20 protein-coding genes are annotated in these 23,834 nt (G+C 38.8%); 11 read left to right on the forward strand and 9 right to left on the reverse strand.

Annotated elements, in window-relative coordinates:
* Nucleotides 1-112 precede the first annotated feature (112 nt).
* The 4 genes from ABVF21_RS00420 to ABVF21_RS00435 all read left to right on the forward strand — a co-directional run bounded on the left by ABVF21_RS00420 (nucleotide 113) and on the right by ABVF21_RS00435 (nucleotide 6,275).
* Nucleotides 113-1,396, forward strand: a complete 1,284-nt coding sequence (locus ABVF21_RS00420) for a cytochrome P450 (protein ID WP_371017238.1) — start codon at nucleotides 113-115, stop codon at nucleotides 1,394-1,396.
* 4 nt (nucleotides 1,397-1,400) lie between these two features.
* Complete coding sequence (locus tag ABVF21_RS00425; RefSeq protein WP_303533416.1) at nucleotides 1,401-3,683, forward strand: ATP-dependent DNA helicase; 2,283 nt, start codon at nucleotides 1,401-1,403, stop codon at nucleotides 3,681-3,683.
* Nucleotides 3,684-3,945: 262 nt separating this feature from the next.
* Entirely contained in the window at nucleotides 3,946-4,935 is a 990-nt protein-coding gene (locus ABVF21_RS00430; protein ID WP_303533414.1) for a sodium:calcium antiporter, read from the forward strand.
* A 164-nt stretch (nucleotides 4,936-5,099) separates the two neighbouring features.
* Nucleotides 5,100-6,275: an MFS transporter gene (locus ABVF21_RS00435; RefSeq protein WP_303533412.1), complete on the forward strand. Its 1,176-nt coding sequence runs from the start codon at nucleotides 5,100-5,102 to the stop codon at nucleotides 6,273-6,275.
* Between the two features lie 80 nt (nucleotides 6,276-6,355).
* On the opposite strand, the gene ABVF21_RS00440 is transcribed toward ABVF21_RS00435, so the two are convergent.
* Nucleotides 6,356-6,937, reverse strand: a complete 582-nt coding sequence (locus ABVF21_RS00440) for a biotin transporter BioY (protein ID WP_303533411.1) — start codon at nucleotides 6,935-6,937, stop codon at nucleotides 6,356-6,358.
* Nucleotides 6,938-7,302: 365 nt separating this feature from the next.
* Here ABVF21_RS00440 and ABVF21_RS00445 point away from each other — a divergent pair, with 365 nt between their 5' ends.
* The 5 genes from ABVF21_RS00445 to ABVF21_RS00465 all read left to right on the forward strand — a co-directional run bounded on the left by ABVF21_RS00445 (nucleotide 7,303) and on the right by ABVF21_RS00465 (nucleotide 13,797).
* A complete protein-coding gene (locus ABVF21_RS00445; protein ID WP_371017239.1) occupies nucleotides 7,303-7,695 on the forward strand; it encodes a hypothetical protein in 393 nt (130 codons plus the stop codon).
* Nucleotides 7,696-8,009: 314 nt separating this feature from the next.
* Entirely contained in the window at nucleotides 8,010-9,980 is a 1,971-nt protein-coding gene (gene parE / locus ABVF21_RS00450) for a DNA topoisomerase IV subunit B (RefSeq protein WP_194221771.1), read from the forward strand.
* Nucleotides 9,981-9,982: 2 nt separating this feature from the next.
* Entirely contained in the window at nucleotides 9,983-12,409 is a 2,427-nt protein-coding gene (gene parC / locus ABVF21_RS00455; protein WP_303533407.1) for a DNA topoisomerase IV subunit A, read from the forward strand.
* A gap of 157 nt (nucleotides 12,410-12,566) precedes the next feature.
* Nucleotides 12,567-13,061, forward strand: coding sequence for a metal-dependent hydrolase (locus ABVF21_RS00460; protein ID WP_303533405.1), 495 nt, complete (start codon nucleotides 12,567-12,569; stop codon nucleotides 13,059-13,061).
* A gap of 70 nt (nucleotides 13,062-13,131) precedes the next feature.
* A complete protein-coding gene (locus ABVF21_RS00465) occupies nucleotides 13,132-13,797 on the forward strand; it encodes a TVP38/TMEM64 family protein (protein ID WP_303533403.1) in 666 nt (221 codons plus the stop codon).
* Between the two features lie 41 nt (nucleotides 13,798-13,838).
* On the opposite strand, the gene ABVF21_RS00470 is transcribed toward ABVF21_RS00465, so the two are convergent.
* Nucleotides 13,839-14,417: a DUF4184 family protein gene (locus tag ABVF21_RS00470; protein ID WP_303533402.1), complete on the reverse strand. Its 579-nt coding sequence runs from the start codon at nucleotides 14,415-14,417 to the stop codon at nucleotides 13,839-13,841.
* A 219-nt stretch (nucleotides 14,418-14,636) separates the two neighbouring features.
* Between ABVF21_RS00470 and ABVF21_RS00475 the strand changes: the two genes are divergently transcribed.
* On the forward strand, nucleotides 14,637-15,809 hold the full coding sequence (locus ABVF21_RS00475; protein WP_371017240.1) for a MalY/PatB family protein: 1,173 nt from the start codon (nucleotides 14,637-14,639) through the stop codon (nucleotides 15,807-15,809).
* A gap of 62 nt (nucleotides 15,810-15,871) precedes the next feature.
* On the opposite strand, the gene ABVF21_RS00480 is transcribed toward ABVF21_RS00475, so the two are convergent.
* On the reverse strand, nucleotides 15,872-16,411 hold the full coding sequence (locus ABVF21_RS00480) for a 2'-5' RNA ligase family protein (protein WP_303533398.1): 540 nt from the start codon (nucleotides 16,409-16,411) through the stop codon (nucleotides 15,872-15,874).
* A 222-nt stretch (nucleotides 16,412-16,633) separates the two neighbouring features.
* Here ABVF21_RS00480 and ABVF21_RS00485 point away from each other — a divergent pair, with 222 nt between their 5' ends.
* The gene (locus tag ABVF21_RS00485) at nucleotides 16,634-17,176 is read left to right on the forward strand and encodes a hypothetical protein (RefSeq protein ID WP_194221764.1); all 543 of its coding nucleotides are present in this window, start codon (nucleotides 16,634-16,636) and stop codon (nucleotides 17,174-17,176) included.
* 184 nt (nucleotides 17,177-17,360) lie between these two features.
* Here the strand turns inward: ABVF21_RS00485 and ABVF21_RS00490 are convergent, their stop codons facing one another.
* From ABVF21_RS00490 to ABVF21_RS00515, 6 genes are all read right to left on the reverse strand, one after another.
* Nucleotides 17,361-17,591, reverse strand: coding sequence for a hypothetical protein (locus ABVF21_RS00490; protein ID WP_371017241.1), 231 nt, complete (start codon nucleotides 17,589-17,591; stop codon nucleotides 17,361-17,363).
* A gap of 778 nt (nucleotides 17,592-18,369) precedes the next feature.
* Complete coding sequence (gene menC / locus ABVF21_RS00495; protein WP_371017242.1) at nucleotides 18,370-19,482, reverse strand: o-succinylbenzoate synthase; 1,113 nt, start codon at nucleotides 19,480-19,482, stop codon at nucleotides 18,370-18,372.
* The gene (locus tag ABVF21_RS00500) at nucleotides 19,472-20,293 is read right to left on the reverse strand and encodes a GNAT family N-acetyltransferase (RefSeq protein ID WP_371017243.1); all 822 of its coding nucleotides are present in this window, start codon (nucleotides 20,291-20,293) and stop codon (nucleotides 19,472-19,474) included. Before ABVF21_RS00500 ends, menC begins: the two co-directional genes overlap by 11 nt.
* 17 nt (nucleotides 20,294-20,310) lie before the next feature.
* Entirely contained in the window at nucleotides 20,311-21,429 is a 1,119-nt protein-coding gene (locus ABVF21_RS00505) for an amidohydrolase (protein ID WP_371017244.1), read from the reverse strand.
* Between the two features lie 18 nt (nucleotides 21,430-21,447).
* Complete coding sequence (locus ABVF21_RS00510) at nucleotides 21,448-22,827, reverse strand: YjiH family protein (protein ID WP_303533386.1); 1,380 nt, start codon at nucleotides 22,825-22,827, stop codon at nucleotides 21,448-21,450.
* A 26-nt stretch (nucleotides 22,828-22,853) separates the two neighbouring features.
* Complete coding sequence (locus ABVF21_RS00515; protein ID WP_371017245.1) at nucleotides 22,854-23,705, reverse strand: MurR/RpiR family transcriptional regulator; 852 nt, start codon at nucleotides 23,703-23,705, stop codon at nucleotides 22,854-22,856.
* Nucleotides 23,706-23,834: the final 129 nt, after the last annotated feature.

The raw sequence follows: 23,834 nt of genomic DNA on the forward strand, positions 1-23,834 counted from the left end.
TCTATCTGGTTTAATCAGATAGAGCGTTTTTTATCTAGTTTAACCTGTTGAAAATTGAAAGTCTTATGAAGATCTTTCTATAATAAAGAAAAACAGTGAGTGGTGATATATGATGGGAACTGTTGAGAAGCTATCTGGGATTCGTTTAAAAAATTACCTTGATTTTCGTAAAGATCCATTAGGTTTCTTATTGAAAACGAGGGAAGGGGCTGATTTTGTAGAATTAGGAGCTTCCTCTTATGTTGTTCATCAACCAGAGGCGATTAAGCAAATACTAGTTACAAACGCAGCATCCTTTCAAAAAGGAAACTCCGCTTCATTACTCAGTCAAACGATTGGTAGAGGCTTGCTTACTTCTGAAGGGAAAATCCACGAAAGCCAGCGAAGATTGATTATGCCCGCTTTTCATAAAGAGAAAATGGCGCAATATGTAGAAATTATTCTAGATGAAACAAATCAGTTTATCAAAGCATGGAATGACGGAGATGTTATCTGTATTAGCTCCGAAATGATGAAGTTAACACTACGGATTATTATGAAAACAATGTTTGGACAAGATGTCTCAAAACCAGAAAGTGCTGAGCTAGTTAAAGCAGTTACTCATATTATTGAAAAATCAGCCGGAGATTTATTCTTACCTTTTCCTATTCCATCCTTTATTCCTTCAGAACGTAATAGACGCTATCAAGTTGGAAAAAAGAGATTAAACGAATTGGCTGGTCGACTTATTGTCCATACTCCAAAAGGTGATCATTTATTAGCTCTCCTTCAGGAAACCACGTATTCTGATGGCTCGCCGATTTCAAGAGAAGAAATAAGGAGTCAGATTTTGACGATGTTAATCGCGGGGCATGAAACAACAGCCAATGTCCTCTCCTGGATGTGGTATGAACTCTCTGTACATCCCGAATTAGAAAAACAATTGGTGACTGAATGGCGATCTTTAGACGAGCATGACCTTAAGAATCGACCATTAACAGACCAGTTTTTTAAAGAAACGTTAAGGCTTTATCCTGCAGCATGGGTATTATTAAGAGAAGCGTTAGAACCTGTTGAGATAATGGGCCATCCGTTCAAAGCTGGATCGTCGTTTTTAATCAGTCCTTATATCATGCATCGTAATCCTGCTTTTTTTGAAAACCCCGAGCAGTTCTCTATTGATCGAATGAAAAGAAAACAAGTTCCGTTCACATACATCCCGTTTGGCGGCGGTCCGAGAAGCTGTATTGGTAGTCAGTTTGCTACATATGAAGCTCAACTCATTTTCGCTACAATTGGGAAAAAGTTTCACCTTCAACAAGCTTCGAGCGATCAACGTGTGGAAGCCGAGCCGCTTGTGTCTTTACGAATTAAGAATGGGCTATTAATGAATGTGCATAAACGAAAAATTAGGTGATAAGATGAATGAAATGATTAATGTATCCGTTCGACCTCTTGTCGAGTATGCGTTTCGGAGGGGAAGTATCGATGCTCGTTTCCGTACAGCCACAGCGATGACGGAAGGAACTCGACTTCACCAGATGATTCAGAAGACTTATGGAGAACATGATAAAAAAGAAGTACCGTTTGAAACGAATTTGATTTATGAAGAGATGACTTTTCATATTGAAGGTCGATGTGATGGCTTACTTAAAAACGATGAACAATTTATTGTCGATGAGATTAAATCCACGTCACTCCCGCTTACTGAAGTGGATGAAGGGACACACCCAGTTTATTGGGCGCAAGCGAAATGTTATGGATACATGGCTGTTGAGGAATACAACTTAGAGAAAATCACGATTCAATTAACATATATTCAGTCAGAAACAAATGAGATCATCCGGTATCAACAGGAAACAACTGCGTCTGAGCTAAATAACTTTATGAAATGGGTTGTCGAACAGTATGCTCCATTTGCTAGATGGAAGCAAAAGCATATTACCATGCGTGATGACAGTAGCAAATCACTCACTTTCCCGTTTGATTCCTATCGAGAAGGTCAGCGAAAGTTAGCAGCGAGCGTCTATAAAACGGTTCAAGATGAATCGACGTTGTTCGCTACGGCGCCTACAGGAATAGGAAAAACAATTAGTACGTTATTTCCAGTTATTAAGGCAATGGGAGAAGGGTATGGTAATAAAATTTTCTATCTCACAGCCAAAACGATAACGAGAGAAACCGCTCAAGAAGCTTTTGAATTAATGGAAACGAAAGGACTTCATGCTTCATCTGTGACCATTACCGCAAGAGATAAAATTTGCTTTAAGGAAAAAACCATTTGCGAGAAAGATTATTGCGAATATGCCAATGGCTATTACGACCGAATTAATGATGGAATGCTTGATATTTTGCACCATGAGACGCGTATCACTCGAGAGGTTATTGAAAAATATGCTCATAAGCACCGACTATGTCCGTTTGAGCTATCTCTAGATTTGTCTTACATGGCTGATGCGGTTATATGCGATTACAATTACTTATTTGACCCTCGCGTTTCTTTAAAGCGACTTATTGAAGAACAAAAGAAACAAACGACGGTTCTTATAGATGAGGCGCATAATCTCGTTGATCGGGCTAGAGAAATGTATTCTGCCGAATTAATGAAGTCACCCTTTCTTGAGTTGAAGCGGAATTACAAAAGACAAAATAGTGAAGTATCAAGCGCAGCAGCATCAATAAATAACACGTTTATTGCGTACAGAAAATCGACGCAGAATGGTTCGTTAGTTCTATCCGAAATTGATGAAGAGCTTATTGTTCAGCTTGATACGTTTGTGCAAGTGAGTGAAATCGAGTTGCTTCAGCAAGGAAGCGATGAGCTTTTACTTGAAACATATTTTTTAGCACAGAACTTTATTCGAATTGCAAAACTTTATGATCAGCGATACATGACGTATGTAAAGGCAGGAAAGTCCGAGGTGAAAATCAAGCTCTTTTGTTTCGATCCTTCGCATCTCCTTCAAAAAATGCGGAAAGGGTTTCGATCGAACGTTTTTTTCTCAGCTACTTTTACACCTTTCTCTTATTATCAAAACATGCTTGGTTGGAAAGAAGAGGATTACGCTGTGAAAATACCTTCTCCTTTTCCACGTGAACATGCGAATGTTTATATTGCTCCTCTTTCGACGAAGTACCGCGATCGTGAGCGCACACTACCAAGACTTGTTACACTTCTTCAAAAAGTGCTTCATGAAAAACCCGGTAATTACTTGTTCTTTTTCCCATCATATGGCTATATGGAACAAGTTTTTGAGGCGTTCACTTCTCCAGACGAAGTGGAAACGATCATTCAACAAAGCGGGATGACGGAAGCAGAAAGAGAGTCGTTTTTAAAAAAATTCACATCTGATCGAAAAGGTAGCTTAGTTGGGTTTGCTGTTGTAGGTGGCATCTTCTCAGAAGGGATAGACTTAAAAGGGAATCGTCTTACAGGAGTGGTGGTCGTTGGAGTAGGGCTCCCTAATTTTGATACCGAGCGGCAGCTAATGAAATCTTACTTTGATCAAGCTGGAAGAAATGGTTTTGACTACACTTACGTTTATCCAGGGATGAACCGTGTTCAACAAGCAGGCGGTCGACTCATTCGAACAGAAACTGATCGAGGTCTTTTATTACTAATTGATAATCGTTATTTAGAAAAACGCTACCTGCAATTACTACCGTATGAGTGGCAACACTTTGAACTAATTCAGGTACCTTAGTTTTCGAACTGCTTGCTCACAACTATTCATTTAACAAAACCCCCGCTCTTTAGGAGTCGGGGGGGTTATTTTCCCGGTCACCATGCCTAAATTCCTTCTTAATAACTCATGTCCCAAAACATATACCCATACCTTGGAAATCTCACTTGTTAATGCAATTATGGAACATTACATTTTCGAGTCATTCTATTTATTATGGTTTAGTATTAACTTGGGAAGGAAATGGTGAACAAGGAAATCGAACGTATTAAGGAGATCATCTATGAATTTAATATTTACAATTCTACTATTTATTTTAGCGGCGATTGCCACCTATTTCGTTGCTACTCGACTTGCTATGTATGGTGATGCCATTAGTGAGAAAACAAAAACGTCTTCAGCGTTTATGGGAATTATCATTGGTGCTGCTATATCATTGCCCGAACTAACATCAAGCGTGACGGCAATTGTTATTGATAGTCCAGATCTTGCAATCGGGAATTTGCTTGGGAGTAATTTATTTAATCTATTAGCCCTCGCCGTTCTTGATATGGTCTACCGTCGCGAACAGATTATGGGACAAACAGATGTAGGGAGTAAGCTATACATCTATCTTGTTATCGTGATGACGTTAATTGTTGTAGGAGGTTTATCCTTAACACTACCAGCGAGCATTTATCATATCGGATATAGTTCGATCATTCTTGTTCTTGTGTATTTTGCTGGTGTGAAGTGGATTAACAAATTAACAGAAGAGAAAGTGAAACGGAGAAGTCGAAAGAATGAAAAATACGGTGAGTTTTCATACCAAAAAGTTCTAACGATGTTCATCTTATCCGCTGTCGGTATTATGATTGTCGGAACGGTATTAACATTAACTGCCGATCGAATTGCGGAAAGCACAGGATTAGGAGCTTCGTTTGTTGGATCATTTCTTGTAGGAGCGAGTACTTCTTTGCCTGATGCTGTAAGTGTTGCAACAGCGTTGAAACTTAAGAATTACAGTATGGGAATAACCTCCCTTCTAGGAAGTAACGCATTTAATATCATGCTGCTTTCGTTTACAGATGCTATTTATCTTAAGACAAACTTATTTAGGCATGCTAGCATGTCTAATATTGTGACAACCGTATCATCAATTGTGGTGGTGCTCGTCATTTTATATAGTATTACAAGAAAACAGAAACGTAGCACGCTTTTTTATATGGTTCCATCCACATTAATTGTTTTGATCTATTTTGTCGCTACGTATTTCGTCTATCAGATGAAGTAAGTTGCAGAGAGTTAATACTCTCTGCAACTTTTTTTCTTATCTAGAATACTCAATGTGACAGAGATGGTAACGCTACCGAAAAATAGTCCGAAAATATTAGCAAGTTTTAAGTTAAATATACCGTGGAATCCCCTGTGATAGATTAATTTATGGAGGTACGAGCAATGTCAAAAGGGAAAAGTATTCACGCGTTAATTATTTTATTATTTACCCAGTTCGTTTCTGGAGGGGTGACGAATACAAAGGGGATTGTGCTTGATAAAGTGGAAACGGATATTGGACTTGATATGAGTCAATTCGGATTAGTTGTCTTGATATTCCAACTAGGATTTACGCTAGCGAGTTTGATTTTCGGTTATTTAACAGATAAAAAAGGGTTAAGAATAATGGTGATCTTTGCAACGATTGTCATGGGACTTGGTTTTGCAGGTACCGGATTTGCCCCAAACATTACATTCTTCTTAGGTTTCTATATGTTAATTGGGTTCGGGCTTGGAGCGCTTGGTGTTGCTTCCAATGCGATTGTACCGGCTGCATATCCTGAGAAGCAGAATCAAATGTTCAATTTAGCGATGGGGATCTATGGACTTGGGATGATCGTCTTTCCACAAATCCTTAATTACATGTTCCAATTTGCATCATGGCGATATTTCTATCTTGCTATTGCCATCTTAAATATTCTCGTTATTTTTTATGTCACATCGGTTAAATTCCCTGATGGAAAAGCAGAAAAAATCAATTTAAAAGCATTTGTACCAATGTTAAAAGATGCACAAATGATTTTCTTAATGTTCTTCTTAATTTTCGAAGTATCTGCAGAAGTTTCGTTTACTAATTTCTTCCCGCCTTACTTAAAATCACTTGAATTAGGAGGCATATCTACCGAGGCAAAATCGGATATGGTTGCAACGATTCTATCACTCTTCTCAGTATTCTTTATGATTGGGCGCTTAGGAGTGGCTTATCTTGCGAATAAAATCAACGAACGATTGATTATGATTTCTTTCTCATTAGGATCCGTCATTATCGTAGCGGTCAGCTTCTTCTTTGCGAACCAGGTACCTTATTTATTTGCTGGAGCAGGACTTTTCTTCTCTACATTGTTTCCAACCGCTACGGCATTTGGAACGACTATTTCAAAAAATCCCGGTACTGCACTAGGTTTAATCTATGTAGCATCTGGTATTGGTGGTGGTATCGCAGGATACATCATTGGAATTGTTTCAGAAGCTTTCGGAGAGAAAGGTGGATTTGGTCTCGTCATTGTTTTCCTCGCACTAATGTTTATCGTTTCTCTATTCTTAAATTCAAATAAGACAAAGCAAACTGCAAGTGAATAATGCTCACACATAAAAAAGCCGCCGGTAGTTATACCGGCGGTAAATTTATATTCATCTATTGGGAATAGAGGAATGCAGTGTTAAGCTACTTGCGCTCGCTTTGCTGTTTTCGTAACAGCACTGTAGATGCGCGGTGAGATGAGAGCAGCTACTATTGATAAAATCACGTCTTTCGGCAGTGGAGCAACCATCCACATCCATGCCATTCCATAAGTAAATCCTTCAGGCGCTTCAGCCCAAAACTTGTATGCGTAGTACATATAGTTTGTTCCTAGAACATAATTCAAGATAAATCCAGTAAAGCTTGCGATCATAAATGTTCTTATAGTTGGTTTAGATTTTGATTCTACGATTTTCCCTGCAACATAAGCAACTAAAATGTAAGATAAAATAAATCCAAATGTTGGTTTAAATAAGACGGCAGGACCACCAGTAAACTGTGCAAAAACTGGTGCACCGGCAAGACCAACTAAGGCGTAAACAGTCAATGAAATAGCACCAAGTCGACTACCGAGTAGAAGGCCAGCTAAAATAGCGAAAAAAGTTTGGAGTGTAATTGGCACGCCACCGACAACAAGGAATTGAGCAATATTTGCTCCAACGGCCATTAATGCGGCGAACATTCCTGCGTAAACTAAATCAATTGTTTTCATTTTTCTCATGACTGATCCTCACTTTCGTTATCACTATAATGAATCGTAAAAGAAAAATCTATTTATGTCAACATAAATTTATATTCAGTTAACATTAATATTTGTGAGTGAATAAATCTAATTGGTTTTAAAGTTATTCAGTATTTAAATGGTTGATAAACAATTAAACGACACCCTTTATTTATTTATAGTTAACATATTTTTGTTTGTGGAAACGAAAACTTCATTCAAGATCTCTTCAAGTGCGGTCAATGAATTGTTATTTTAACGAAATGTTTTTTGCGGGGGAATGAAGACGATTATGAGAAAACGCACTACTCAACAAAAAATCTATGGTAAACTAAGAGCGAAAGTATGTTGAAAGGAGCCTCTGTATGAACTTGTTAAGAGGAACTCTTCTGTCTATTTTATTGCTATGTTTCGTACTTGCCGTTAGCACTGCTTTCGCGAATGGACAGGATGAACAGCTTGAAAATGTAACAGGTGAGGTTCAAAAAAAGATGATCCGCTATGAAGAACCAAAACTTACGAATGAGACGGATCAAAAAGATGAAAGTATTGCTGAAAATGAAGAAGATGTAACAAGTGAAAATGCAGAAGAGGCGACAAATACGCCAGTTGAAAAACCTTATTATTATCTTATTGTTAACGAAACTCCTTATTTAGCCGATAAATCTGATTGGGAGTCGGTTGAAGAAGGTCATATCGTTACGCTTGGTTATGAAGAAGGTAACGTGCATGTCGTGAAAACAATTGATGAAGAATAGACAATAAGGTACAATACGGTTCGATGTTTTTTTCTCTCCTGCCACTGTGCAGGATTTTTTAATACGGAAATAATCGTCGTTCTCATAGTGGGAAAACTTGAATGATCAAATAAAATCTTTTGCTAATAAAGCTTAGAGGAATCATTCCTTTTCTATTGAGACGCATTCAGTAAGAAGCTGTAAACCACTGCCTGGCTATTAAAATGACTGTGATGTGGCAATGCTTTAAAAAAAGGATAGGGTATAAGAAAATATAGAAACACCCGTTCTCATATGGTAGGCTAGTCTATACAGCAAGTTGAAAGGGGAAAAACATGGTAACAAAACAAAAGCAAGAGTATAGTGACGATTCAATCCAGGTTCTTGAAGGCCTTGAAGCGGTTAGAAAGCGTCCAGGTATGTATATAGGAAGCACGGACTCAAGAGGTTTGCATCATCTAGTTTATGAAATCGTTGATAATTCAGTGGATGAAGCTCTTGCAGGTCATGGGAATGAAATCAACGTTACTTTATATGAAGATAATAGTGTCAGTATAGAAGATAACGGTCGAGGTATGCCAGTTGGAATGCACAAACTTGGCAAACCAACACCAGAAATTATCCTTACGATTCTCCACGCTGGTGGTAAATTTGGACAGGGTGGTTATAAAACGAGCGGTGGACTACACGGTGTAGGTGCATCTGTAGTAAATGCTCTCTCTGAATGGCTTGAAGTGACCATTCATCGAGATGGATTCATCTTCAAACAACGTTTCGAAAATGGGGGTAAACCGGCAACAACTCTTGAAAATATTGGAAAAACGCGCAAAACGGGAACGACGATTCATTTTAAGCCGGATACATCGATGTTTAGCACGCTAAACTATAACTACGATACCCTTAGTGAACGTTTACGTGAAGCTGCATTTCTACTTAAAGGACTAAAGATTGAGCTGAATGATAAGCGTCATGACCGTAAAGAAGTCTTCTATTATGAAACCGGTATCGAGGCATTTATCAACTATCTAAACGAAGATAAAGAGACGCTTCATCCAGTTGTCACCTTTACCGGTGAGAGCAATGGTATTGAACTAGATTTCTCTTTCCAATACAATGATGGATTTTCAGAGAATGTTCTCTCATTCGTAAACAACGTCCGAACAAAAGACGGTGGAACACACGAATCTGGAATGAAAACAGCCATTACGCGCGTGATCAATGATTACGCTAAGAAAGTGAACCTCCTTAAAGAAAAGGATAAAAATCTTGAGGGGAACGATATTCGAGAAGGATTTACGGCCATTGTTTCTGTTCGTATTCCTGAAGAATTGCTGCAGTTCGAAGGGCAAACAAAAAGCAAGCTAGGGACAAGTGAAGCACGTTCAGCGATTGATGCGATCGTATCTGGTCAGATTTCGTATTTCTTAGAAGAGAATCCGTCCATTAGTGAAATGCTAATAAAGAAATCCATTAAAGCCGCTCAAGCTCGGGAAGCTGCAAGAAGAGCGCGAGAAGATGCACGATCTGGTAAGAAAGGTAAACGCAAGGAAACCATCCTAAGCGGAAAACTGACTCCAGCGACTTCGCGTAATCCCAAAAAGAATGAGCTTTACTTGGTTGAGGGAGATTCAGCTGGAGGCTCAGCTAAACAAGGACGCGATCGTCGTACGCAAGCAATCCTTCCACTACGAGGGAAAGTTATCAACACGGAGAAAGCGAAGTTGCAGGATATTTTCAAGAACGAAGAAATCAATACGATTATTCATGCTATTGGAGCGGGAGTCGGACCTGATTTTACTATAGAAGATTCAAATTACGATAAAGTAATTATCATGACGGATGCCGACACCGACGGCGCTCATATTCAGGTGCTTCTATTAACTTTCTTCTATCGCTATATGAAGCAGTTAGTTGAACACGGAAAGGTATTCCTTGCTCTTCCACCGTTATATAAAATTAGTAAAGGTAAAGGCAAGAAGGAAGTTGTGGAATACGCCTGGGATGAAGATGGCATGAAAGAGGCTATGAAAAAGGTTGGTAAAGGCTATACGATTCAACGCTATAAGGGTCTAGGTGAAATGAACGCCGATCAATTATGGGAAACAACGATGAATCCTGAGAGCCGCACATTGATTCGCGTAAAGATTGAAGACATTGCTCGTGCAGAACGACGCGTCTCTGTTCTTATGGGAGATAAAGTCGAACCGCGAAGACAGTGGATTGAATCCAATGTGGCATTCGGATTAAATGAAGAAACAAATATCATCGAGAATGAGAACATTTCCATTATTGAAGAGGAGGCGTAACATTGGCTAACGCAGAAAAATTCTTAGATCTCCCACTGGAAGATGTCCTTGGAGACGCTTTTGGTCGCTATAGTAAATACATTATTCAGGACCGTGCCCTGCCCGATGCAAGGGACGGTCTGAAGCCTGTACAACGTCGTATTCTTTATGCGATGCATCATGAAGGTAACACAGCAGAGAAAGCATTTCGAAAATCGGCTAAAACAGTCGGTAACGTTATTGGTAACTACCATCCACACGGAGATACGTCCGTGTATGATGCAATGGTCAGAATGACGCAGGATTGGAAAGTAAGGAACATCCTTGTTGAGATGCATGGTAATAACGGTAGTGTCGATGGAGATCCACCCGCTGCGATGCGTTATACAGAAGCTCGTCTTGCAGCAATTTCATCAGAACTTCTACGAGATATTGATAAAGATACAGTTGAGTTTGCTCCAAACTTTGACGATACACAAAATGAGCCTATTGTTTTACCAGCACGTTTTCCTAACTTGCTCGTTAACGGCTCAACGGGTATTTCAGCGGGTTATGCAACGGATATTCCTCCTCATAACCTTGGAGAAGTTATCGATGCTGCCGTTATGCAAATGGAGAATCCTGACGTAACACTTCAAGAGCTAATGGGCGTTATAAAAGGACCTGACTTCCCAACTGGTGGCATTGCTCAGGGAACAGAAGGCATTCGAAAAGCATTTGAAACGGGTAAAGGAAAATTCATTCTACGTGGCAAGGCAGAGATTGAAGAAGTTCGTGGAGGACGTCAACAAATTGTTGTGACGGAAATTCCATATGAAATCAATAAAGCGAACCTTGTCAAGAAAATTGATGAACTAAGAGTAGATCGAAAAATTGAAGGGATCTCAGAGGTCCGTGATGAAACGGATCGTACAGGTCTTCGATTCGTTATTGAGTTGAAAAAAGAAGCAGATGCTAACGGTATATTGAAATATTTATACAAAGCGACTGACCTTCAAATTACGTATAACTACAATATGGTGGCCATTTATAACAAAACACCGAAGCAAATGGGCTTAAAACAAATTCTAAAGGCTTATATTGAACATCAGAAGGAAGTTGTTATTCGTCGCTCAGAATATGACTTAAAACGTGCGAAAGACCGTCAGCACGTTGTAGAAGGTCTCATTCGTGCCATTTCTATTTTGGATGAGGTTATTGCAACGATTCGTTCCTCAAAGGATAAGCGCGATGCTAAAAACAATTTAATGGTTCAATACGAATTTACAGACGCTCAGGCCGAAGCGATTGTAAACTTACAGCTATATCGCTTAACAAACACGGATATCACAACGCTTCAAAAGGAATCTAAGGAGCTTAGCCAGCTTATTAACAAACTTGAAACGATTCTTGGAAGTGAGAAAAGACTCGTCAATCTTATCAAAAAAGAATTATTAGAAATCCGTAAGAAATATGCAGATGGTCGGATGACTGTGATCGAAGATGAAATTGAAGATATCAAAGTTAATCTTGAAGTCATGGTTCCATCTGAAGACGTGATTGTAACGGTGACAGAAGATGGCTATGTTAAGAGGACGAGCCCTCGTTCTTACGCGGCATCGAATGGAAAAGACTTCGGAATGAAAGAAACGGATACGCTGCTACGGCAATTTGATAGCAATACGACTCACACAATTTTGCTATTTACGAATAAAGGAAGCTATCTTTATTTGCCTGTCCATGAGCTACCAGAAATCAGGTGGAAAGATTTGGGGCAGCACGTTGCAAACATTGTTTCCATTGAATCTGACGAACGAATTATTGAAGCTATGGAAGTCAAAGAGTTTAAAGATGATCAATTCCTCGTCTTTGTGACTAAGCAAGGGATGATTAAGAAAACAGAGCTTTCTCAGTACAAAGCTCAGCGTTATTCAAAGCCTCTTATGGCTCTTAAGTTAAAAAAAGAAGACGAATTGATTGATATATACCGGACAAATGGAAGTAAAGAAGTCTTTCTAGCAACACACTTCGGCTACGGTCTTCGGTTTAAAGAAGAAGAGATAAGTCTTGTCGGGCAACGGGCAAGCGGAGTGAAGGGCATTAATTTAAAAGAAGATGATTACGTTGTGAGCGGAATTATTTATGAACCAACAGCTAAGCATGATATATTCCTTGTCACTCATAGAGGGGCAGTCAAGAAAATGCAGTTAAGTGAATTTGAGATTACCACAAGGGCCAAGCGTGGTGTCGTGATGCTAAGAGAATTAAAATCAAATCCTCATCGTGTCGTTGGTGTGGCCGCGACAACTAAACAAGACTTGATTATCGTTCGAACGAAAAAAGGTGAGCCGGTAGAAGTCGATCCATCTACGTACAGACCTAATGATCGCTATAGTAATGGTTCTTTTGTTTTAGATATAAGTGAAACTGGCGATGCCATCGAGATCAAAAAAATCGACAAACCCGAATAACCAACCAAAAGATCCGCTTCAGAGCGGGTCTTTTTTTAGTATTTGTGGTGATCGATTTGTGTTATACTTAATGATATGCGAACATATGATTGCACCCCCTCTAAAATGGCACTTTCCAACAATACGAACAAGAAAACACAGATAAAGGAGGAATAAAATGGAGGGGAAAACACACGCCATTGGTGGTATATGTCTTGGCGTAGCCGCTCAAAGCTACTACATAACAGATAAATTAGATGCACCAGGAATGATCGTCTTTTACGGAGCGTGTCTTTTTGGTTCACTTCTTCCGGACATATGTCATCCGGGATCATGGACGGGACGCAGGGCCAGGACATTATCCAAAGGGATAAGCAGGTTTTTTGGTCATCGTACCATCACCCACAGTATTCTTTTTATCATTCTAATCTACTGGCTTATGTCAACATTCAGCTTTCAATTCGACCACTTGATTCAAATTGGACTTCTAGTTGGCATCGTTAGTCATATTGTGCTGGATGCGATGACAGTGAGAGGTATTCAATTGTTTTATCCAATCCCTCTTCGCGTAAGGTTTCCGCTTTATCTGAAAACGGCATCGAAGGGCGAAGGTGTCGTATCAAGTAGTTTGATCATCCTAACGCTTTTTCTAGTATACAAACAAATGATGTAAGCCATGTTACAGCTAATTTCATGTTATTCAGGTAAGGTAGACATGAGAAGTGTTGAGAGAGGATGGGGAGATGAAACATCCAAAGGTATGGTTCAAGTGGTTTGCGATAGTCATCATTGTTGGTTTATTAATTTGGTTCAGCCGATCGTACCTTGATTTTAAAGTAGAAGAGATCAGGGATTGGATATTATCGTTTGGTATACTCGCACCGATTGTTTATATGGTAATTTACACCATTCGTCCTCTTATTTTTTTTCCAGCCTCTGTCTTATCAATTGCAGGGGGGCTAGCATTTGGCTCATTGTTTGGAACCTTTTATACAGTGATTGGGGCAACAGGAGGAGCGGTGTTGTCATTTATTGTAGCAAGAAAGCTAGGTAAATCGATCGCAAATAAAGATTGGCAGGGAAAAGGACGTAAATTACAAGAACAGCTTGAGAAAAACGGATTCTTTTATGTATTATTCTTTCGGTTCGTTCCTCTTTTTAACTTTGACTTAATTAGTTATTCAGCAGGACTATCTAAAATTCGTTTTGCATCATTCTTTTTTGGTACGCTTATTGGTATCATTCCAGGGACATTCGCATACAACTTTTTAGGTAGTAGCCTAGTCTCAGGCGATCCAAAGATTATTGCCATTGCGGTAGGAGTTTTTATTTTACTTTCGGTTATTCCAATCCTCATTCGGAATCGAGTAACCAAAAAGGATCCGACGCTTGACGAGAATACAAAATAACAAAAGGAGCAGGTCGTTTACCGACGCTTGCTCCTTTTTTATTATGATTGAATTTCTTTACTTCGAGCATCATTTAACACTTTCTTTGTACGGCGCCGTTCCAGGATAAGGTAGATGATCGTTGATACAAGAACAATACCATGAGTAATACTAAACTCTGTACCATAGTAATCACGATTCCAATAAGAAACAACTCCAGGGATTACGGTATTGTTAATAGGATAGAAGATCGGCACAGCATCACTCACATGTGTAAAAAAGTCCACAAAAACATGTAAAAACCATCCCCATATAAACCCAGACAGAGGGGTCAGCTTAAAACCTCGATGAATGATCATGAGAAGAATAAAGGCAATGAACCAGATCACGATGGAATGACCAAGTTTCCGCAATACATCAACGACAGGGTGTTCAAACAAGCCGTGGATAAAATAATGGAGGGACAGTTGTATTTCTGGATTGATGATTTTCTGGATACTTCGTTCAACTAATAAGTACAAAAACATCACATAATAAATGATATCAGGTGCAATGCCACCTATAACAAGATACTTAACAGTACGCCTATTTTTTTTCCGAAAGAAAAAATAGCTCCAGAAGGCATGGTGTAATGTATTCATAATGAATTAACCCTCACTTTAAACATAGTATCTCAGTTATACCTTATTGAAATGGATATAAGCTATAACTATTCTTACTTTCATTCATTCTACCATCAACCTATGTTACTGTCTTTTTAAATTAAATGTACGATAAGATAGAGGGAAGCGCCGTCTCTGACAGATCGGATAAGTTTTGATAAAGTAAAAGATGGACTATTGAACAAATGGAGGCACACTATGAGCGTATTTGATGAACGAATTAACCGATTTGATACACATTCAGTAAAGTGGGATCACACAGATACCATATTTGAAAAGGAAAACTTGCTGCCAATGTGGGTAGCAGATATGGATTTTCGTGCTCCACAGGCAGTAATTGATGCTCTTACAAAGCGAATTCAGCATGGGATATTTGGTTACTCAATGCCGACAGAAGACACGAAGGGAGCGGTGCAAAGCTGGCTTAGTCGACGTCATAATTGGTCAATTGAACAGGATTGGATCGTTTTTACGCCAGGAGTTGTTCCAGCGCTATCCGCTGCTGTTAACACGTATACGAACAAGGGAGAGAAAGTGGTTATTCAATCGCCTGTCTACTATCCGTTTCGTGATATGGTTGAAAAGAGCGAGCGGGAAGTCGTTGATAATCCTCTCATACAAGAAAATGGCAAGTATGCGATGGACTTTGATGACCTCGAAACAAAGCTTAAAGATCCTGAAGTGACCATGTTACTACTATGTAATCCACATAACCCTGTAGGAAGAGTGTGGAAGAAAGATGAGCTTAGACAGCTTGCTGAGCTTTGTTTAGCGAACGATGTGCTAGTCGTTTCAGACGATATTCATTTTGATCTTATTTTCAAAGGGTATGAGCACACGCTTCTATCAACTCTTTCAGAGGAGATCGCAGCAAATACAATTACGTGCATCGCACCAAGTAAAACATTTAATCTTGCGGGCATGCAGCTATCGACGATCATTATTCCAGATGAGAAGAAACGGGAGCAATTTAACGGCTATATGGGGAAATTGGGTCTGTTTGCACCAAGTCCATTTGGTATTATTGCTGTAGAAGCGGCATACACTCATGGCGAGAAATGGCTTGAAGAGTTGATGGAGTACTTACAAGGTAACCTGTCGTATCTTACTCAATTTATTAATAAACGTCTACCAGAAATAGAAGTGATTGAACCAGAGGGTACTTACCTTGTGTGGTTGGATTTCAGTAACCTGTCGATGACACATGAAGAACTTGAACAATTCGTTCAGGAAGAAGCTAAGTTGGCTCTTGATGAAGGTTATATATTTGGGGAAGGTGGAAAAGGCTTTGAGCGCATTAATATTGCCTGTCCACGTTCAGTATTGCAAGAAGGCTTAGAACGTTTGGAGAAAGCCTTGAAATCAAAATAATGATTCAAAAAACGCCCTGGATCATCACGGGCGTTTTTTTGATTTAGAGGTAGCGGCTAACCTTAATACAGTTTGTTTACTGGACGTAAAGGAAGTTCAAGAACAGGTGTATAAGTTTTGGAGGCATTCACTGAAAAAATATGAATGGATTGAACCAAAAAGGGCTCGAATTCGTCTAGTGTTTGTTCTGCATCTCGTTTTATCTCATTGAATTGAATGGGATCTATTGGTTCATGTTGCTGAGTAATCGTTAAATGAGGAATAAAATCAGTTACTTCATAATACATTTTTTGTTCTTGTAGTGAAGGCTTAATAGCATCAACTAATAGTAAATGAAGCGAGATGATCTCCTTAGATAATACGCTGCTAAACAAGACATTTGACCCGAATGCAGCTGGAGCACCTAGCTTCAATTCAAAAGCGGGAAAGGTCCGACAAATATGCTCGATTTTTTCAAGCCAATCACTGGTTGCTGTTAAACCACTTTGAGCTTTTACTGTGATATGTGGTGGCGAAGGTTCATGATAATCCCATTTCTTTCGAAAGGAATGAATTCTCTCGATAATCTGGTGAGGAGGGAGGACTGCAATAAAAAATGGCATGGAATAATCTCCTTCGTAAGTAGATGAATAGAAGTGCTATACCGATTTAACAAGAATAGATGTACTATGCACTAATTCGCTATCCATTGTTTTACCCCTTTAATAGGATAAGATGATTACGAAAATAAAACAAAAGTACTATTAAAACGCTAAGAAAATTATAAAAAAACTCCCATAATTGAATGAAATATAATAAAATTTTGTTATGATGAAAGAGGTGAAGTGTTTAGGCATTTAACCACAGCATTAGCTGGAAAAGGAAAGCGGGTGATTTGTATGAAAAAAGCAACAAAAGGACTTCTAACCATCCTACTTTTCTCTGTTCTCGCATTTGGATATCTAAAAACAGCTGAAGTTTATATAGACTACAAAAATGATAAATATGCGCATACTGCAAGTGCCACAAGTCTTGAAAGCAGCTTGCATCAAAAGATCGATGAACAGAACATCTATGAAATACAGGTACATAGAAGCGATCAGCAAGAAAGTGAAGTTATCACGTCAAATGAGGATGAATCAACATTAGTTAGTTGGGTAAATAAACTAGATAACAATGATTTAACACAGTTACCGAATCATCGTGTTCAAGTTAAAGATGCTGATTTCATCATTTATTTAAAAACTGGCAAAGAACTTAGAATCAACCTAGATGAAGATACTGTTATTATTTCTAGAAACGATAATGAAAATAAAGAATTTCATTCTTATTTAATTAATAGCTATGATTTAAACGATGATCTAGCGCGTATTTTAAAAATCGGATAAAATTTCAATTCCGTCTCACTATCTTAAGTTTACTTAACGAATGAGACGGAATTCACTATTTCGAATTAACTTCCTATAATATATATTATGTAAACTAAAATAAAAATTTAGCAAAGGAGTACAAATGAACTTTTGTGTACTCCTCTACTTGCTTCATTTGGATTCATATCAATTCATTGAACGCTTATTTGCGATCTCGGTTTCGTTTTCGATCATGCAGTTCATCAGCTGTAAATGTTTCCTGAGCAAAAGCTTCATATTTACGTTTTAAATAAAGTGGCTTGTCATGATAAATCCAATCGGCGAATTGTTTAATTGGTTTCCTGCCAGTAATAAAAACTCGGTAGTGTTTTCCATTTTCACTCATATATGGATCAAATCCATACTGCGTTAGCGTTGTTAGCAAAGTCTCCATATATTTACGTGACCATCGCCGTCAAAATATCCTCTTATAAAATAATGAATATATTGTTCTGATACAATCGGAAACGTGATATTGTAACTTTTCTAAGATGTAATATTAAATAGCGTTCGAAGATCGTTTTTCATAATTTTGCTGTGAAAAAGCAAACTGTATACCCCGATATTTTTATATAAAGGTTGAATTGAATCGAATACGTTCTTGATTTCTTCCAGAATAGTTGGATCTTTCTGCGTAAAAGCAATAGATTGTGATTGAGAGGCAATATATCCATAAACGAGTATTTCCTTTTCCAGCTCCCTCTTGCTCGCTTTTCAACGCCATTAGTGGTCAGTAGCTGCCGAGAATGTGTCTGTAGAAACTCCTGCTAATAAGCTTATTTCGCTAGTACTAGAACCGCTCTCTTAGAGAGATATCACTTCATTCAAACTGAGTTTCATTTTAGACATTTTATAACCTCCTTTTCATCTATTTTATAGTATAAACACGCGATAGAACAAACGTTCGCCACCTCGTAAAATTGGCACTTTTGTATCGAGAACGTCATATTTTACTAAATTCCACTCGTTTTTAGTAAAATAGCTCACCTTCACAAACTACTAAACAAATCCGACTAAGAACAAATGTTCTGTGTTCGTGAAAATGGCACTTTTTGATCTTATATCCTTCATATTTGTTATGAATTACAGTTCTTTTTCCAAAAAAGGTGCTTAGAAAACAAAAAAAGTCACTTATCTCTATTAAAATAAGTGACTTCCGCATTTATTAATTTCTATTTCAACACTGCTACATGCTTATGTACCGTCAATTCGTTAATATACTCTAGATCAGGCTCAAATCCTATACCCGGACCTTCAGGGATGTCGATATAACCATTGTTCATTGCTACTTCTGGTTTAATAATATCCCTCTTCCAGTAATGAGCTGATGGAGCTGTATCTCCTGGCAATGTAAATTGACTGAGTGAAGTGATGGCGAGGTTATGGGCTCGGCCAATCCCTGCTTCCAACATCCCGCCACACCACATAGGAATATGATGCTTTGTACATAGGTCATGGATTTTCTTAGATTCAGTTAAGCCTCCAACGCGACCGATTTTAAGGTTAATGATTCGACAACTTCCAAGTTCAATGGCTTTTCTCGCATCTTCATAAGTATGAATGCTTTCATCCAAACAAATAGGTGTATCCAATTGAGCTTGAAGTTTGGCATGATCAATGATGTCGTCGTGAGCAAGAGGCTGTTCAATCATCATTAAATGGAACTGATCTAGCTTCTTAAGGTGTTCAATGTCATCCAGTGTATAAGCGCAGTTCGCATCGGCCATTAACTCGATCGTTGGGAATTTTTTGCGTATCATAGCTAGAATCTCAATATCCCAACCAGGCATGATTTTAATCTTAATGCGTTTGTACCCGCTCTGGAGATATTCATCTATTTGCTTTAAAATGTTTTCATGTGAAGATTGAATTCCTACGCTGACGCCAACTTCTATTTTATTCTTCACCCCGCCAAGTGCTTGAGCTAACGGTAGATTGTTTTCTTTAGCATATAGATCCCATATCGCACATTCAATCGCCGCTTTGGCGTTATAATTGCCGCGAATTTTCTTGAAACGTTCTGATACCTCATCAGGGTGAGTGATGTCTAGTTGATGAAGCAGCGGAATTAAATGGTCATTCATCATGTGCCAATTGGTACGAACGGTTTCTTCGTTATAAATTGGTTCCATAATGGCGACCGATTCGCCCCATCCTGATTGGCCAGAATGAGATCTTGCTTCAATTAGTATAATATCTTTGTCTCGCTCGGTTCCAACACTTGTTGTAAAAGGATGAAGTAGGTCCATCTTGATTTGTCTTAAGATAATGCTACTAATTTTCATTGTTTTGATCACCTTTCTCTAAGAGGTATACATAATGATGTGGATACTCTTCCCTTTTTAGTAAATCAGTCACTTTCCACCCTCTCTTTAGGTAGTTAGAAAAAACAAGTCCTGTTTGTTCTCTCCAGTCAATAGCTAGTGATAGATCGCACTTTTTGATTTCTTGAAAGTTTCCTGGAACAGGTACAAATATCTTACTAGCATTAAGGGAAAGGTCTAGTTTTTCAGGCTTGCTAAAAAGGTTATCTCCACCTGGTATAAGAGCATAAGGTATCGTTGGAGTCGTTTCAGTACTTCGCTTCATCTCATTCGTATCCCACTCAACTAAAAAGCGATCAGTTGGTATCCCTGCATTGAGATTATCATCCATGAGACCGTAGACATTTGGAAGGTACGTGCTCACGACTGCCCCTAACTTGTGTAAGTTTAGCGTGCCGTTAACCGTCTCTAGCGGATCATACGTCCACGTAATGAAATCGTATCCCATGTTTGACGCTGTTTTTCTTTGTTCGATTTTCAGTCTTTCACCAATTCCTAGTCTTCGATAATCTGGATGAATGCCTAAACTTTGAGAAACAAGATACACTTTCTCACCATTAAATCCTGGAAAGCTATATTGAAAAGCGATAAGTCTGTCTTGATAAAAGGCTCCTAATATAAATCCACCGTTTTTGACAACGGCCATACTTTGATTCACTGGTACGGAATCATCAAAGCTCCATACGATTGTTTCTAAGCGTCTCACTTCCTCAAGCTCTTCAACCGAATGAAGGGTGCGGATCGTTACTGATTTAAGTAAGTTTGCTTTCAACTCGTATCCCTTCTTTCTTACCATTCATATTGATCGGCTTCTACCAACAATTGAATGAGGATTTTCGTGCCATCGATCAATGCTTCCTTGTTGAATTGCATATCAGGATGATGTAATCCAGGCGTTAAATCACATCCTAGCCCAATCATGGTTGCAGTAAGATGAGGATACTTTAATGAATAGAAATGAAAATCCTCCGCTCCTGGTGACACACACTCATCCACTACATTGTTAGCACCTAAAGAAGAAGTAATCGCCTTTCTAGCGAGGGTAATGGCCAAATCGTTCTTAACAGCGGCTGGAGAATATTCGGCTATTTCAGACGCTATTTCTGTTTCTGTTAGCTCTCCTACTTTAGAAATGATGTATTTCGTTTGATCGATCAGTTTCTTCATTGTTTCGTTGGACCTTGACCTTAAGTCCAGTGTGAAGCGAGCTTTAGCGGGAATCGAATTAGATGCTTCCCCGCCATGAAGCTCAGTAATCTTCACTGAAAAAGGATCAGGAACATTTAACCGAATACGCTGGATTTCCTGAATTAAAACCGCTGCTGCTTCAAGCGGGTTATTACCTGTCTCAGGTCTAGCCGCGTGTGAAGGCACGCCTTTGATCCAACCTTTTATACTGGTGGTTGAGCCGTGCGAAATAATCGGTGCGGCTTTGCCATAAGAAATCTCCATCGATGGACGCAAATGAATCCCTGCTAGAAACATAACGTCTTTTAGCACATTCTCTTCTATCATTTTTAGTGCTCCTTCAGCCATTTCTTCCGCAGGTTGAAAGATAAAGCGAATGGTATGCTGCATCGGCTCTTTTATGAGTGATAATGCGGCAAATAGCACCATTGTGCTATGCGCATCATGACCGCAGGAGTGATTGGGCTTAACAACCCCCTCTACCTCTTGAACAAGCGCATCCATATCTGCACGAAGAGCGATCACATTAGCCTTTTTTCCTTTAAACTCTGCAATAAATCCAAAGTGCCCATGAAAGGTTTGGATGTGATAACCGACTTCCGCTAACTTTTCCTTTAAGTAATGAGCTGTTTTCTCTTCTTGCCAGCTTGGCTCAGCAAGTTGATGTAGCTCATGATATGTTTTTAAAATCTTATCATGGTTTTCTTCTACGAAATTCACATTCGAACTTCCTTTCTTTTAAAAGATAAGGTGAGCGATAGCAACAACGATCGGCAGTGTAATACATGTGCGAATTAAGAAAATGATGATTAAATCGACAATGCTGATAGGAAGTTTAGATCCGAGGAGTAATCCACCCATTTCAGACATGTATATTAATTGTGTTACAGATACACAGGCAATGACGAAGCGGGTTAATTCACTTTCAATGCCACTACCAATCACAGCTGGTAGAAACATATCCGCAAATCCGACAACCATTGTTTGAGCGGCTTCACCAGCTTCTGGCACTTGCATCCATGTTAGGATCGGTTCAAACGGCTTCCCTAGAATCGTAAAGAATGGGGTGAATTCTGCTGTAATCAAAGCAATGGTACCTATAGCCATTACGATTGGTAAAACGCCTAACCACATGTCTAATACGTTCTGTACGCCTTCTTTTATTACGCTCATCGGTCCTTTATTCTTTTGGGCTTTTGAAACCGCTTGATGAAAGCCCCATTTAGCGGGTGAAAATTGTTCTGGAATCCCCGTTTCTTTCTTTAATTCTGTATGTTCATATGCTTTATTTGACTTTCGAGACAATGGTGGAATGCGTGGCATGATGAGTGCCGCTACAAGTCCAGCAAATATGATGGTTGCATAGTAATGTAGAAAATACTGCTCCAAATTCAAATAGGAAATAATGACGATTGTAAATGTAATGGAAACAACTGAAAAAGTGGTTGCAATAACAGCGGCTTCTCTTTTTGTGTAATACCCATCTTCGTATTGCTTTGTTGTGAGAAGAACGCCGATTGTTCCGTCTCCTACCCATGATGCAAGACAATCAAGAGATGATCGACCAGGCAATTTGAAGAGCGGTCTCATGATTTTAATAAGCAATGCCCCAAAGAATTCAAGAAGTCCAAAGTTGAGAAGAAGCGGCAACAATAGCCCAGCTAGTAAAAATGTTGAAAATAAGATTGGGATTAAGTCGTAAATTAAAAGCCCACCAGTATTTTCGGAGTAAATCATTTCTGGTCCTAGTTGGTATAGCGTCATGACAGCAAATATTGTTCCGAGTAAACGCGCAATTAACCAGAATGGACGAACGTGTAATAACGTATGTAAAGCTGGGTTTCTTGCTAAAAATTGAGGGTTAATCGTTACTGCTACAAATGATCCTACTGTCGCTACTACCATAATGAAAACCGTTATAGCAGGTATGAGTTCGCCGATTGAAGCGTTAATTTGTCCCGCTAAAAACGCCACAGGGATCGTGATACCCCCATCTTGTGTTATCGGCACAATAAATAAGAGGATCCCTATTAATGACGGAATTAAAAAGGTTAAGATATCTTTTGTAGAAAAATGTGATACCTTAACTGTTTCGTTACGTTTTGATAATTCATTCATTCCCATTCCACCCTTATTCTCAAAGTTTATTCCACAAACCAATGACGCTCACTATAAAGTTGTTCCAACGTTTGTTGGCGAAGACTTATTCGTTCTCGATCTTTGAATTGCACCCCTTGAATGATCACTTCTAGAAGACTAATGACCGAGGCAATGGAATGGTGTCCTGAGTCCATCTTCTCTTCGGTTGTTAACGTTATTGTAGAAAGCGGACCAATTGGAGATAAATGCCGATTTGTAATAGATACGACAGGAATTCCTAGCCTTTGAGTAAATGTAGCAAGTTCGATCGCTTCTTTGTGATAACGCGGGAATGAAAGAATCACAACGACTGAATCTTGCGTAAGGTCACAAAGATCTTCAGGAGAAAAAGCCATGGGTTCAGATAGAAATACACCTGCTCTGAATTGCTTTAAGTTATAATACAACCAGTACGCCGCTCCATAGGAACTCCCAAATCCTGCAATGTATACACTTTTTGCCTCAATGAAATGATCGACTACCTTCCAGACCTCTTCTACATCCAATTGTGCTAATAATTGTTTTAAGACAGATGTTTCTTTTTCTATCGCCTGTTTGAAAAGAGTCTGCTCCGTTGGTTCTTGTACGTGTGAAGGAATTTCTTGATGATCTTGCTTTTTCTCTAACCAATGACGCCGCACGGCTTCTTGCATTTCGGAATATCCTTTAAATCCTAGTGCATAGGCGAATCGAATGACCGTTGTTTCACTTACATCTACTTTCCTCCCCATTTGAAAAGCAGTAAGCAATGCTCCTTCCTCATCATTTTGAGTAATCCATTCTGCGACTTTCTTCTGACCTGGAGAAAGTGATGAATAGTGTTTTTTAACCATTTGATTGATTGATAAATGCTTCATAACTACTCCTTTGATATTGTGAAGTATATCCTTCTTGGATGTTATTATAATGCATTAAATACTTCAAATCTAGTTTATTTTCGATTATTCTGATTTTAATCACCGTCCTATATAAGATTCTGTTTCATT

It is taken from the genome of Pseudalkalibacillus sp. JSM 102089, assembly GCF_041366475.1.
Taxonomy (GTDB): Bacteria; Bacillota; Bacilli; order Bacillales; family Guptibacillaceae; genus Guptibacillus; species Guptibacillus hwajinpoensis_B.